Here is a 12,522-nt window from a genome sequence, read left to right as displayed (position 1 = left end):
CGGTGTGCGGGCCTCGACAGCCAATTATCCTCAGGATCACGGCTGGGCGCGCGGTAGCGATTGGGAGCCCAGCTCACCGAACTTCGAGGACATTCGAGCCTGGAACAAGTCGCAGGTCTATGCGCGCAATCGCCGGCGGCGAAACATCGACGGCATGCCGGTAACACAAGAAAAAGGCGGGCCGAAGCCCGCCTTTCTCGCCTGTGATCAGCCGCGGGCGCGGGCGCGGATCATGAAGGTGTCGTAGGCATATTCGGCCACCTGGAACCAGAGATATTCCTCGCCGCGGAACGCCTTGTAGCTGTCATAGATCTTCTTGAACTCGACATTCTTGGCCGAGATCTCATCGTAGACCTCGTTGGCGGCTTTGTAGGCTGCTTCCATGATCTCCTGCGAGAAGGGCCGCAACTGCGCGCCGTTGCCGATCAGGCTGCGCAAAGCTGCCGGATTCTTGGCATCGTACTTGGCCTGCGTATCCACGTTCACATAACCTGCCGCGCCCTGAATGGCGGCTTGATAGGTCTTCGGCAGCTCATTCCATTTCTGCAGGTTGATGTAGAGGTGAATGGCAGGACCGCCCTCCCAGAAGCCCGGGTAGTAATAATAGGGCGCGACCTTGTTGAGTCCGAGCTTCTCGTCGTCATAGGGCGCGACCCATTCCGCAGCGTCGATGGTGCCGCGCTCAAGCGACGGGTAGAGATCGCCGCCTGCGATCTGCTGCGGCACGACGCCGAGCTTGCCCATGATCTGACCTGCGAGACCTGCGATGCGCATCTTGAGACCCTGGAGGTCCTGAACGGTCTTGATCTCCTTGCGGAACCAGCCGCCCATCTGCACGCCGGTATTGCCCGCGGGCAGAGCATAGATGTTGTGCTTGGCGTAGAACTCGTTCAGCAGGGCATTGCCGTTACCCTGATAGAGCCAGGCATTCATCTGACGGGAATTGAGGCCGAAGGGCAGCGTAGTACCGATGGCGAAGGTCGGGTCCTTGCCCACGTAGTAGTAGGAGCAGGTATGGCCCATCTCCACCGTTCCGGAGCCGATGGCATCGAGCGCCTGAGGCGCACCGACGATCTCGCCGGGCGCGAAGGTCTGGATCTGGAACTTGCCGTCGGTGGCCTCGGAGACCAGCTTAGCGAAGGTCTCGCCGCCGCCGAACAACGTATCGAGAGATTTCGGGAAAGCCGAGGTCAGGCGCCAGCGAATCTCGGGGTTCGACTGGGCGATGGCGGGAGCGGCAACCGCGGTGGAGGCTGCGCCGACGGTGGCGGCCTGGAGGAATGCACGACGTTTCATGGGCGTCCCTTTCATTCGTTTACGTTTCAAGGCGCGCACGAGACAGAAAGTTTCACCGCGACGCGCTCAAACGAAAAGTTGAAGCGTCCCTATAGCGGGCCATGCGGAAGAAGGCAGATCCACGGGAGCAAGGACTTCATGCATTCAGCGCATGCGTAAGCCGGTTCCGAGCAAAGCTCGGAACCGGCTTCTGATCGACGTGAAGATACAGGAACAGGCTCGTCAGAAGATCAGCTCGCCGGCCCCCCAGGCGAGGAGGATCAGGAGAATGAAGGCGAGGAGGAAAAGGCCGAACAGGATCTTGGCGATGGTCTTGGCGCCGGAAGCGATGCCCGTGAAACCCAGAGCACCGGCGACCAGCGACACGACAAGGAAGATCAGAGCCCATTTCAGCATATTGGCACCTTTGACGTCATAAAGCTCAGCTGCACAGATTAAGCGCTCAAGCTTGATCCGGTTCCGGAGCGCCCGAGCTCAGATTACCACGGTGACCTTTTCGGCCGCCCGCGTCAGAGCCGTGTAGAGCCAGCGGCTGCGATGCTCGCGGAAGGCATAGGACTCGTCGAAGAGCATGAGGTCATCCCATTGCGAGCCCTGTGCCTTGTGCACGGTGAGCGCATAGCCATAGGTGAACTCGTCGGACTCCTTGCGCAGCACGAACGGCACCTCTTCCTCCGTTCCCTCGAAGAAGGCCTTGTGCACCGCGACCTCCACCGACCTTCGGCGGGCATCGTCGTCGGGCAGCACATCCATGCGGATGAAATCGTTGCGGATGCCGCGCAGTGCCTGGATGGTCCAGGTGCCGCCGTTGAGCAGTCCCTTGGTCTTGTCGTTGCGCAGGCAGACGAGCTTCTCGCCGGCCGCCGGCATGGGATCGCGGTAGCCGTTCAATTCGCGCAGTCGCGAGTTGTAGAGACGCCGGGTCTTGTTCAATCCGACCAGCACCTGATCGGCTGCCATGACGGCGGCTGCGTCGATCTCGCGGCGGCGGATGATGCGGCTCTCGCCATAGGTCCCCGGCTCCAGCCGCCCGCCCTCCCGGACCTGCATCGAGAGGTGAATGATGGGATTATCCTTGGCTTGGCGATGCACTTCCGTGAGCATCACGTCGGGCTCGCCTTCCGTGAAAAAGCCGCCGCCCTTGACCGGCGGCAATTGCGCCGGATCGCCGAGCACGAGAACGGGCTGCCCGAAGGACAGGAGATCGCGTCCCAATTCCTCGTCGACCATGGAGCATTCGTCGATGACGATGAGGTCGGCCTTGGAGGCCGGACTCTGGCGGTTGAGCACGAATTGCGGGCCGTTCTCATCCGACTCCCGCGAGCGGTAGATCATCGAATGAATCGTCGAGGCATCGGTGCAGCCCTTGGTGCGCAGAACGAGCGCGGCCTTCCCGGTATAGGCGCCGAACGCCACCTCGCCATCCACGTTCTCGGCGATGTGCTTGGCGAGCGTCGTCTTGCCCGTGCCGGCATATCCGAAAAGCCGGAACACCGGACGGTCACCGCGGCGGAGCCAGTCGGCGACGGCTTTGAGGGCGGCGTCCTGTTGCGGCGACCAGGTCATGCGGATTTCGCCTCGCGATGCAGGGAGTAGAGAAGACCGACGATGATGATGCCGCTGCCGAGGAAGACGTAAGGATCGAGCGCCTCGCCATAGAACTGCCAGCCGACGAAGGCGATCAGCGGGATGCGCATGAAGTCCAACGGCACGACCATGGTGGCGTCTCCCCGGCGATACGCATTGGTCATGCAGTAATGCGAGAGAAGACCGCCGACGCTGATGCCGATGAGGGCCAGGGCATGAGACGGTTGGACCTGGAGCCAGAAGGCCCGGCTCACCCCCGCGAGGTTCATGGGAAGTTGCAGCAGGTTCATGAAGAACAGGATCGAGAAGGTGCTTTCGGTCATCGTCAACCGCTTGGTCATTATCGCCACGAGGGCGAAGCTGAAAGCGACGCCGAGCATCAGGAAACTGGCCGGCTGCAAGGTTTCCAGCCCCGGACGCAGGATCACGAGAATGCCGATGAAGCCAAGCACGATGGCGACCAGACGCCCTCTCGTCATCCGCTCTTTGAGCAGCGGAATCGCGAGCAGCGCTACCCAGGCTGGCGTGGTGAACTCAAGCGCGAAGACGGTTGCGAGCGGCAGAAGCGTGAGGCCGAAAGCCCATCCGTCCGTGCCGAGAAAATGAAGGACGTTGCGCGCGAGATGCAGCGGGAAGCGGCGCGGCTTCAACCCGGGCCGCAGGTTCGGTTTGAGGAGCGCAAGGACAAGCAGGATCAGGACTCCGGCGGCGTTGCGAACGGCCAGCATCTCGAAGATCGAGAAGGTGGGCGCAAGCGCGCGTACCGCGATCGCCGTTGCGGAGAAGGAGACGAGTGCGCCGCTCATCCAGAGGACGACGGCGAGGATGCTGCGATGGGGCACGGCGGTCCAACCGATGTGAGGGTCTTCTCGCTTAGAGCATCGGACCCAAAAGTGGAATCCACTTTTGGGTCCGATGCTCCTGCAGCGACCAGGACGCACATGAGGGATGAACCCAAGAGCGAGACTCGAATGAGGCTCCGATCACTCCCTCATGCACGAGTCGCGGATTGTGATTCTCGACTCGTCGGGCGACTCGCAGACCGATTTTCGACTCCGATCGACAAATTTTTTTGGGTCTCACGCGCGAGGAGTTTGGAGCGCGAAAAAACCGCCTTCACCCCTCTCCAAGTGAAGAGGATTTCGGTTGCGATGTTGAACGAACTCGAACACGTCCGAATACTCAACAGACGTTTAACGTCTTCTTTACGAACAGCCTAAGCCATTGTTATAAAAGACTAATTTTGCGCCATCGCACGAGTGCATCATGATGAAGAGCGATGCCGATGCAACTGAAGAAGAGACTCTAACTGCCTCATCTTGAACCCGATATTGAGTCTTAGAGCTGCAAGTGCAGAGAGACTTGCCGAGCAACATATCCACAGAAAAAGTGCAAGTTCTACTGTCTACACTTTCCGATATTCGGAACCCCCTTGGTATAACGACGTTGCCTTGCAAGCGTGACGGTTGCACGCGAAGGCCCTTGAAGGAGGCGGCAATGCCGACAGATACCAAGAACCCGCTGACGATGCTGTTCACGGGTGACACCGGTGCGACCAGCACCAAGAAGAAGACCGCAAAGAAGAGCAGCGCTCGCCGCAGCTCGACCAGCACCGCGAAGAAGGCTGGCGCGAAGAAGACCGCCGCCAAGAAGACGGCAGCGAAGTCGGCCTCCCGGTCGGCCACGAAGTCTTCGGCCAAGTCCGGCGCGAAGAAGGCCACTGCCCGCAAGGCAGTCGCCAAGAAGACTACCGCCAAGAAGACCACTGCTAAGAAGACAGCTGCGAAAAAGACCACGGCTCGTTCGTCGGCCAAGTCCGCAGCTAAGAAGACCACTGCCCGCAAGGCAGTCGCCAAGAAGACGGTTGCTCGCAAGACTTCGGCCAAGTCGGCCGCCAAGAAGTCCTCGGCCCGTTCGACGGCTCGCAAGTCTGCCGCTCGCAGCTCCAGCCGCACCGCGGTGAAGTCGGCCTCGAAGGCGCGCAGCGCCGCCAAGTCGACCACGAAGCGCGCAGCTGCCGCTTCGAGCCGTACCTCTGCCACGAAGAAGTCGGCAAAGGTCGCCAAGCGGACCTCGAGCGCTCGCAAGAGCCCCTCGAAGTCGCGCAAGCGCTAAGACGCGCATGCTGCAAGCGCCGGAATAGGGCCTTCCCTATCGTCCGGCGCCTGCGCATAAAAATCGCCCGGCGAAAGCCGGGCGATTTTGTTTTGTAGGATGGCTGACCGGATTACCGGCCTGTGCTCATCGGATCGCTTGCCCCCCAATAGGGCGTGGCGTTGTAGTACCGGTGAACGTGCTCTTCCCATTCCCGATCATAGGACGCGTCATGCCCTTCCGCGCTGCGGCGGGGCGCTCCGCGCAGCTGATCCTCCGAGAGGTTCAGCTCATAGGCATCGAGCTCGGTATTGTACTTCAGGACGCTCCAGGGAAGCGTGTAGTATTCCTCGCCGAGCCCCATGAAGCCGCCGAAGCTCATCACCGCATAGGCGACCTTGCCGGATCGCTTCTCGATCATCACGCGCTCGATCGTCCCGATCTTCTCGCCGTCCGTGCGGCGCACCGGCGTTCCTTCCACCTTGTCACTGGCGATGAGGCTGTGAGTTTCGCGAACGTCGCTGCTTTGTGCCGTCGTCTGCATCATTTCGCTCCCTTCAGTGTGAGATCCTAGGGCAACGCTCGGGTTGAAAAGCAGGTTCCGGCTCCGAACCGGAAGCCTCAAGCATCGGATCGATCCCAAAAGCGGGACCATTTTTTTGCACGATGCACCCGATTTCCGACGCTCTTACCGGCTTCCTCACACCAAGCGCTGCCGTAGGAACCCCCTTCCCGACCTCACGTTGATCCACGTTTATGAAACGTGAGGATACGGAGGAGGCAGCCATGGCGGTTCGTCAGAAGCCAATCCAGGATCAGGTCGTCGTTATCACCGGCGCATCCAGCGGCATCGGACTTGCGACGGCTCACCTGTTCACTGAGCGCGGCGCCAAGGGTCTCGTCCTGGTCGCCCGCAACGAGGACGCCTTGCACAAGATCGCGGATGAGCTCAGCCATGGATCGACACGGGCCATTGCAGTGGCCGCGGATGTGAGCAAGCGCGAGGATCTGGAGCGGGTGGCGCGCACGGCCATCGAGACCTTCGGCGGCTTCGATACCTGGGTGAACGACGCCGCGGTGGCTCTCTACGGCAACCTCACGGACATCCCGCTGGAGGATCAGCGGCAGCTTTTCGACGTGAACTACTGGGGCGTCGTCAACGGCTCGATGATCGCGGCGGACCATTTACGCCATCGCGGCGGCACCATCGTCAATGTCGGCAGCGTCCTGTCCGAGCGGACCATGATCCTGCAGACCCAGTACTCGGCCTCCAAGCACGCGGTGAAGGCCTTCACGGATGGCCTGCGCATGGAGCTGGGAAACCAGGACGCACCGATCTCGGTCACGCTCATCAAGCCGTCGTCCATCGACACGCCTTACGTCGAACATGCCCGCAACTACCTCGACCACGAGACGACCGTTCCGCCGCCGACTTATGATCCGCATCTGGTCGGCAAGGCGATCGTGTTTGCGGCCGAACACCACCGCCGCGAGATCACCATCGGATTCGGCGGCTGGGCCATCGGCGCCATGGGCAAGGTCGCGCCCCACCTCGTCGACAAAGCCATGGAATGGACCGGCTATAGCTCGCAGACAACGGATCACCCCGAGCGCCCCGGAATGCGCGACAATCTCTATCAGGCCCGCGAGGACGGAGACATGTATTCGTCCCTTCCCCACGAGCCGCGCAAGACGAGCCTGCTGCTCGAGGCACAGATCCACCCCTTCGTGACGGCGGCTGTGCTGGCCGGAGTCGCAGCGGGCATCGCAGCCCTGTTCCTGCCGCCTCTTGCAACAGGTCGGCGCCAGAAGCGGCTCAAGCGGCCGACCCCGCGCTACCAGCCTGCCATGCGCCGGATCGGAAACGGGCACGACAAGCGCACCTTCGGGCCAGGCCACATGAGCCAGCGCCGTCTTAATGACGGCCGCCCGCAGCCGAGACATTGATCCCTCTTGGAGGCCGGATCTCACGGTCCGGCCGCTTCTTCAAAGAGCGACAAGATGGCAGTGCGCTGTCCGTTTCGGAGTTCCGAGATGCGCGATAGCCTTGCCGTATGAATCCGATTCGCTCCCTCGCTATCACCCTTGCTCTTCTCATCAGCGGCTCCGCCGTCGCTCAGGACAAGGGCACGCTCGACCCAAAGCCGCTGCCGCCGCTCGCCAACCCCGACGATCCGAGGCTTGCCGCGAAGGAGCTCTTCGGGCGGCGCGCCAAGCCGGCCGATCTTCGTTCGCGATCCATCGGCAGCTATGCCCGGGGTTGCGTTGCGGGCGCGGCGGCGATCCCGGTCGATGGCGACAATTGGCAGGTCATGCGCCTGTCCCGCAACCGCAACTGGGGCCACCCGCAGATGATCGGCTTCCTGCAGCGGTTCGCCACCCGGCTTCCGAGCATCAATGGATGGCCGGGCCTTCTCGTCGGCGATATCTCGCAGCCGCGCGGCGGACCGATGATCACGGGCCATGCCTCGCACCAGATCGGACTCGACGCCGATATCTGGCTCACTTCCATGCCCAACCGTCGCCTCTCACGGGCCGAGCGGGAGGAGATGTCGGCCACCAACATGGTGCGCAGCGACTTGCTCGATATCGACCCGAAGGTCTGGACGCCGCAGCACACCGCGCTCATCCGCGCCGCCGCATCGGAAAGAAGCGTGGCCCGGGTCTTCGTGAATCCGGCCATCAAGCGGGCGCTCTGCCGCGAGGCGGGCGCGGACCGGAACTGGCTGACCAAGGTGCGGCCGATATGGGGCCACAATTACCATTTCCATATCCGCCTCGCCTGCCCTGCGGGCGAAGCAGGCTGCTCCGATCAGGATCCGCCGCCGAGCGGTGATGGCTGCGGCGCGGAGCTGAATGCGTGGTTCACGCCCCAGATGCTGCATCCGAAGCCCGGCAAGCCCCGCCCGCCGCTGACCATGGCGCAATTGCCCAATGAGTGCCGCAGCGTTCTCGAAGCGCCGTGAGGCAGGCTTAAAGGCGAAAACGGCTGCATCCCGCAGGACGCAGCCGTTCTCAGTTTAAAGAGAAGCTCTGTTTATTCGGCAGCCACGCCGACGCCGATCTGGCACGACACGCCGGTGCCGCCGAGACCGCAATAGCCGTTCGGGTTCTTGGCCAGATATTGCTGGTGGTAATCCTCGGCGAAGTAGAACCGCCCGGCATCGAGAATCTCGGTCGTGATCGGCCCATAGCCCTTGGCGGCCAGCGCCTCGCCGTAAGCCGCTTTGGACGCTTCTGCGGCCTTCCTCTGCGCCTCGTTGAACACGTAGATCCCGGAGCGGTACTGGGTGCCCACATCGTTGCCCTGACGCATGCCCTGGGTGGGATCGTGGTTTTCCCAGAAGGTCTTCAGCAGGGTCTCATAGGGGATCACGTTCGGATCGTAGACCACCAGTACGACCTCGTTCTGCCCAGTCAGACCGGAGCATACCTCCTCGTAGGTCGGGTTCGGCGTGGTGCCGGCGGCATAGCCCGCAGCGGTGATCCAGATGCCGTCGCCCAGCTGCCAGAACTTGCGCTCCGCCCCAGAAGCAGCCGAGGCCGAAAACGGCCTTTTCCATGCCCTCGGGATAAGGCGGCTGGAGCAGGTGATTATTGATGAAATGCCGCTCTGCCGTCGGGATCGGACTGGTCCGGCCGGGCAGAGCCTCGGCGGCATTCGGCAGGTCGAGTCGTTTGCGGAAGCTGAACATGGAGGTCCTTTGCGTGACCTCGCTGATGTAGGCGCTGCCTCGCCCCCGCGGGAGAGCCCCTTTACGTCACCTTCCCGTGAAAACTTTAGCGGCCCGCGAGATATCCGATCGGCTCAAGCGGCTTCTGTCCCAGCCACATCAGCAGGGCGCCGAGCAGGAAGCCCGTGACCGAAGCGGGCATCTGGAGGACGTAGGTGGCGATGGGATCCCACAGCCAGGGATAACCACGCTGCGCGATGCTGCCTTCAAGCCCGGCCATTCCATTCGGGAAAAGAATTCCGCCTACTTTTCCGATGGAAGCGAACGATACAGCATTATTGACGATGGACCGCGTCCCATCGATCACCAACCCAATAAAGCCTGCCGCGATCAGCAGCAGGCCAAGGCTACGCGCTAGAAACTTCAAGGGGGATACCTCTATGAACAGAGAGGAAAATATGTAGTGCGTTTTGTCGCAATGGCAAAGGCGATTCAGGCTAAATTGACTCAAGTTCGGTCTTGCCTTTTGCCCTGATTTAGCGATACACGGGCGCTCCGCAGAGTTGTGCGGAGGACCTGACTGGCCCATGTCGAACGGCAAGTGCAAGGTTCTGGAGCCTCACAGGCTCACGCTGGAGGGGTGGCCGAGTGGTTGAAGGCGCACGCCTGGAAAGTGTGTATACGGGAAACCGTATCGCGGGTTCGAATCCCGCTCCCTCCGCCATTATCTAATGACTCAGATTTTACGCTTTAATTACAATATCCTAGGACCAAGAGCCTGAGGTATGCGTACCCAACTTGCGTACCCAGCCCCCTGCTCCCTGTGGATAGCTGCGACAACTTATTCCTGCCCCGATAGCAGCACTGATACCTTCTTACGGCATTAGCCGAGAGATACATGTCCGACGAAACTGCCTCACTCTTCCCGAATCCAGCAGGGTTCTCAGTTCAACGTGCATTACGGGGATACGACGTCGACGCGGACACACTTCGTAGGCTTTATCAGATACTGTCACGAGCCCTCTCGGAAATGGGCGATTCCATTGTCAAAGGCCTCTCAAAGCCTGATGAAACAGCCCTAGAGGAATGGGAACAATGGAAGAAAAGCTTTAGAAGTCAGGCATTCCGAGTTACTGTCACTATAACAGCCGCTGACGGAACACATTATTACGGCGATAATGTCTCTATTTTTGAGGACCAAAACCTACCTAGAGCGATAAGTACGGTCTTTTTCACCAACAACACGGCATATAAGTCTTTCACCCGCTCAGATATCAGGGACAGGTTCGATCTATTTCTTGATTTCACCAAACCACCATTAATGGATTGGTCAAATCTGCTTTCTGCGCCAACGCCCAATGGTAGCAACGTATCCGTAGAAAGCTCTAAATCAATGTTCAAGAACACGATCATAGCCGAGGTCATCGAGACCCTTCGAAGTAGACGAAAGCTATCTAGCGCTTTCCACCGAGCATTTATTTACGATGCTTTCCTTTATCTAATTGCCGTTCCGTATGGCTTCTACATTACATCGAAATTATCTAATAATACTTTTGTGCAATCTCAACCAATGGAGTGGCGAGTTCCATTCTACGTCTATACATTCTTGCTTATTGCCTTTGCCTATCGGTTCCTTTTTTCTTATTTCAAGTGGGCCTTCCCAATTAATACATTCAAAACAAATGATGACCCATCCTCAAAGCATAGAGCTTTCTTTAGCTTAATGGTTCTAGCCCTCCTAGGATCAGCGTTCTATGACGCCATAAAATGGCTATTCCTTAGCTGACCCTGCACTGACAATAGACCCTCCCCTATTGCCCTCGGAGGCTGAGCCCAGAGCATCCTCAATGACGCCTTGAATGAGACTGGGAAAGCTCGGCCAAGGTCCAGGATGTGTTGGGAGGAGACATTGGTCCCCCGGGATTAATAGGGCAGCCGCCGCTATGTCAGGCGGCGGTTTGATCTCATCTATTCCTTCACCGCACCGGTCATTGAGGAGACATAGTAGTCGACGAAGAACGAGTAGAGCAGCACGACCGGCAGCGATCCCAAAAGCGCACCCGCCATGAGCGCTCCCCATTCATAGACGTCGCCACGGACGAGTTCGGTCAGCACGCCTACCGGCACTGTCTTGTTCTCGGATGATTGAATGAAGGTGAGTGCGTAGATGAATTCGTTCCAGGAGAGGGTGAAGGCGAAAATGCCCGCCGAGATTAGGCCTGGTACCGCGAGAGGCAGCATGATCCTTGTCAGAATCTGCCAGCGTGACGCCCCATCGACGAGAGCGCACTCCTCCAGTTCATACGGGATCGAACGGAAATAGCCCATCAGCAGCCAGGTGCAGAAGGGAATGAGGAAGGTCGGATAGGTGAAGATCAAGGCAAGCTTCGAGTCGTAGATCCCGAACTTGAAGATCATGACAGCCAGCGGAATGAAGAGTATCGACGGCGGCACCAGATACGCCAGAAAGATCGCCAGACCCGTCCAGCGGGACCCCGGAAAACGGATACGCTCGATGGCGTAAGCACCAAACACCGATGCTGCGAGAGACAGGAGGGTGGAGCCTATCGCCACGACCATCGTGTTGACGAGCCAGCCGGGATAAGAGGTCTCGAACAGGAGATAGCGAATGTTCTCCAATGTCGGGTTTGACGGCCAGAAGGGGTTGTAGTCACGAAAATTGTTGAGCTCCGCATTTGGTTTAAGAGCTGTGATCGACATCCAGTAGAAAGGAAACAGCAGGACGAACACGAAGACCGCCAGTGGCAGATACACCGTGAACAATCTTTGCGGCGTGCGGTTGAGATAGCTCATCCCGACGCTGTCGTCGGCGACGGCAGGGTCGACAGGTCTGGCGCCAGAGGTCATGTGTCGGTTCCTCCCTGCTGCCAGCGGCGGCGCTGCAGCCCGAAATAGCTGAAGAGAATGGCGGCGAGAAGGAAAGGCACCATCGCGACGGCAATCGCCGCGCCTTCGCCTAACTGGCCGCCAGGAATGGCTCTTTGGAAACTCAAGGTCGCCATGAGATGAGTGGCATTGAGCGGCCCGCCTCGTGTCAGCACGTAGATGAGCTGGAAGTCGGTAAAGGTGAACAGCACCGAGAAGGTCATCACCACGGCGATCAGCGGCGAGAGCATGGGCAGCGTGATATGGCGGAAGCGCTGCCAGGATGTCGCTCCATCAAGGGTCGCTGCTTCATGGAGCGAGGGCGAGATTGTCTGAAGGCCGGCCAGCAGGGTAATCGCCACGAAAGGAATGCCGCGCCACACATTGGTGAGGATCACGGTCGCGCGCGCATTGTTCGGATCGCCCAGGAAGTTGATCGGCGAGCTGATCCATCCGAGCTTCATGAGCGCCCATGAGATGATCGAAAACTGGGCATCGTAGATCCACCAGAAGGCGATAGCCGAAAGCACCGTCGGCACGACCCAAGGCAACAAAACGATGGCGCGGATGAAGGCCTTGAACGGCAGATGCTCGTTGAGAAGAAGTGCAAGCCACAAGCCTAGCGCGAATTTCAGGATCGAGGCCGCCACGGTGTAGAGAATGGTGTTGAAGACCGAGAGCCAAAAAATGCTGTCGTCCCAAAGGAGCTGATAATTTTCCAGTCCGACGAAGACGCCGGAGCGGCCGATGCGCGTGTCGGTGAAGCCGAGCCAGACGCCAAGGCCCAGCGGGTACGAGAGAAAGACAAAAAGGAATAGCGCTGCCGGCAACATGAAAAGCAGGCCGAGAAAGCCTTTGCTCTGCAGCAGGGGTGTCCGTGTCGGCGCGGCTGTCGCGCCTGCACGGGAAAGGGCGGCATCGACCATAAGGCGTCTCCGGCATTCTCAGGAAAGGAAAAGGGGCGGCACTCCCGCGCCGCCCTTTC

At 59.8% G+C, this 12,522-nt stretch carries 12 protein-coding genes, 1 tRNA gene and 1 pseudogene; 5 read left to right on the top strand and 9 right to left on the bottom strand.

Features of this window, described 5'->3' with window-relative positions; all coding sequences use genetic code 11:
- Positions 1-207 precede the first annotated feature (207 nt).
- From JO965_RS05305 to JO965_RS05290, 4 genes are all read right to left on the bottom strand, one after another.
- On the bottom strand, positions 208-1,296 hold the full coding sequence (locus JO965_RS05305; RefSeq protein WP_203442661.1) for a TRAP transporter substrate-binding protein: 1,089 nt from the start codon (positions 1,294-1,296) through the stop codon (positions 208-210).
- Positions 1,297-1,518: 222 nt separating this feature from the next.
- Positions 1,519-1,692, bottom strand: a complete 174-nt coding sequence (locus JO965_RS05300; protein WP_203442660.1) for a DUF1328 domain-containing protein — start codon at positions 1,690-1,692, stop codon at positions 1,519-1,521.
- Between the two features lie 78 nt (positions 1,693-1,770).
- On the bottom strand, positions 1,771-2,862 hold the full coding sequence (locus tag JO965_RS05295) for an ATP-dependent RecD-like DNA helicase (RefSeq protein ID WP_203442659.1): 1,092 nt from the start codon (positions 2,860-2,862) through the stop codon (positions 1,771-1,773).
- The gene (locus JO965_RS05290; RefSeq protein ID WP_203442658.1) at positions 2,859-3,725 is read right to left on the bottom strand and encodes a DMT family transporter; all 867 of its coding nucleotides are present in this window, start codon (positions 3,723-3,725) and stop codon (positions 2,859-2,861) included. Before JO965_RS05290 ends, JO965_RS05295 begins: the two co-directional genes overlap by 4 nt.
- A 655-nt stretch (positions 3,726-4,380) precedes the next feature.
- Between JO965_RS05290 and JO965_RS05285 the strand changes: the two genes are divergently transcribed.
- On the top strand, positions 4,381-4,998 hold the full coding sequence (locus tag JO965_RS05285) for a hypothetical protein (protein WP_203442657.1): 618 nt from the start codon (positions 4,381-4,383) through the stop codon (positions 4,996-4,998).
- Between the two features lie 112 nt (positions 4,999-5,110).
- On the opposite strand, the gene JO965_RS05280 is transcribed toward JO965_RS05285, so the two are convergent.
- The gene (locus tag JO965_RS05280) at positions 5,111-5,521 is read right to left on the bottom strand and encodes a PRC-barrel domain-containing protein (RefSeq protein ID WP_036363378.1); all 411 of its coding nucleotides are present in this window, start codon (positions 5,519-5,521) and stop codon (positions 5,111-5,113) included.
- Positions 5,522-5,763: 242 nt separating this feature from the next.
- On the opposite strand from JO965_RS05280, the gene JO965_RS05275 reads away from it, so the two are divergent.
- Together JO965_RS05275 and mepA are read left to right on the top strand one after the other, a co-directional pair.
- On the top strand, positions 5,764-6,924 hold the full coding sequence (locus JO965_RS05275; RefSeq protein ID WP_203442656.1) for an SDR family oxidoreductase: 1,161 nt from the start codon (positions 5,764-5,766) through the stop codon (positions 6,922-6,924).
- 107 nt (positions 6,925-7,031) lie between these two features.
- Complete coding sequence (gene mepA, locus JO965_RS05270) at positions 7,032-7,943, top strand: penicillin-insensitive murein endopeptidase (protein WP_203442655.1); 912 nt, start codon at positions 7,032-7,034, stop codon at positions 7,941-7,943.
- Positions 7,944-8,014: 71 nt separating this feature from the next.
- On the opposite strand, the pseudogene msrA reads toward mepA, so the two are convergent.
- Together msrA and JO965_RS05260 are read right to left on the bottom strand one after the other, a co-directional pair.
- Positions 8,015-8,672: pseudogene (gene msrA / locus JO965_RS05265) on the bottom strand (peptide-methionine (S)-S-oxide reductase MsrA).
- Positions 8,673-8,757: 85 nt separating this feature from the next.
- On the bottom strand, positions 8,758-9,078 hold the full coding sequence (locus tag JO965_RS05260; protein ID WP_203442654.1) for a PetM family of cytochrome b6f complex subunit 7: 321 nt from the start codon (positions 9,076-9,078) through the stop codon (positions 8,758-8,760).
- Between the two features lie 207 nt (positions 9,079-9,285).
- Here JO965_RS05260 and JO965_RS05255 point away from each other — a divergent pair.
- Together JO965_RS05255 and JO965_RS05250 are read left to right on the top strand one after the other, a co-directional pair.
- Positions 9,286-9,375: transfer RNA gene (locus tag JO965_RS05255), tRNA-Ser, on the top strand.
- Positions 9,376-9,549: 174 nt separating this feature from the next.
- Positions 9,550-10,437 (top strand): hypothetical protein, encoded by an 888-nt coding sequence (locus JO965_RS05250; RefSeq protein WP_203442653.1) that lies wholly within the window; start codon positions 9,550-9,552, stop codon positions 10,435-10,437.
- A 182-nt stretch (positions 10,438-10,619) separates the two neighbouring features.
- Here the strand turns inward: JO965_RS05250 and JO965_RS05245 are convergent, their stop codons facing one another.
- On the bottom strand, positions 10,620-11,519 hold the full coding sequence (locus tag JO965_RS05245) for a carbohydrate ABC transporter permease (RefSeq protein ID WP_203442652.1): 900 nt from the start codon (positions 11,517-11,519) through the stop codon (positions 10,620-10,622).
- Positions 11,516-12,406 carry a carbohydrate ABC transporter permease gene (locus JO965_RS05240; protein ID WP_371826865.1) on the bottom strand — a complete coding sequence of 297 codons (891 nt, stop codon included), beginning with the start codon at positions 12,404-12,406 and terminating at the stop codon, positions 11,516-11,518. Before JO965_RS05240 ends, JO965_RS05245 begins: the two co-directional genes overlap by 4 nt.
- Between the last annotated feature and the right edge of the window lie 116 nt (positions 12,407-12,522).

The sequence above is a fragment of the Microvirga sp. VF16 genome (assembly GCF_016864375.1).
Classification (GTDB): Bacteria; Pseudomonadota; Alphaproteobacteria; order Rhizobiales; family Beijerinckiaceae; genus Microvirga.
The sequence above is the reverse complement of the archived record's forward strand: the minus strand, read 5'-3'. Positions and strand labels throughout refer to the sequence as shown.

Bases quoted from the DNA above. Each gene is read 5' to 3' on its own strand.
- JO965_RS05305 (WP_203442661.1), bottom strand. From the start codon at position 1,296: ATGAAACGTCGTGCATTCCTCCAGGCCGCCACCGTCGGCGCAGCCTCC.
- JO965_RS05300 (WP_203442660.1), bottom strand. From the start codon at position 1,692: ATGCTGAAATGGGCTCTGATCTTCCTTGTCGTGTCGCTGGTCGCCGGT.
- JO965_RS05295 (WP_203442659.1), bottom strand. From the start codon at position 2,862: ATGACCTGGTCGCCGCAACAGGACGCCGCCCTCAAAGCCGTCGCCGAC.
- JO965_RS05285 (WP_203442657.1), top strand. From the start codon at position 4,381: ATGCCGACAGATACCAAGAACCCGCTGACGATGCTGTTCACGGGTGAC.
- JO965_RS05280 (WP_036363378.1), bottom strand. From the start codon at position 5,521: ATGCAGACGACGGCACAAAGCAGCGACGTTCGCGAAACTCACAGCCTC.
- JO965_RS05275 (WP_203442656.1), top strand. From the start codon at position 5,764: ATGGCGGTTCGTCAGAAGCCAATCCAGGATCAGGTCGTCGTTATCACC.
- mepA (WP_203442655.1), top strand. From the start codon at position 7,032: ATGAATCCGATTCGCTCCCTCGCTATCACCCTTGCTCTTCTCATCAGC.
- JO965_RS05250 (WP_203442653.1), top strand. From the start codon at position 9,550: ATGTCCGACGAAACTGCCTCACTCTTCCCGAATCCAGCAGGGTTCTCA.
- JO965_RS05245 (WP_203442652.1), bottom strand. From the start codon at position 11,519: ATGACCTCTGGCGCCAGACCTGTCGACCCTGCCGTCGCCGACGACAGC.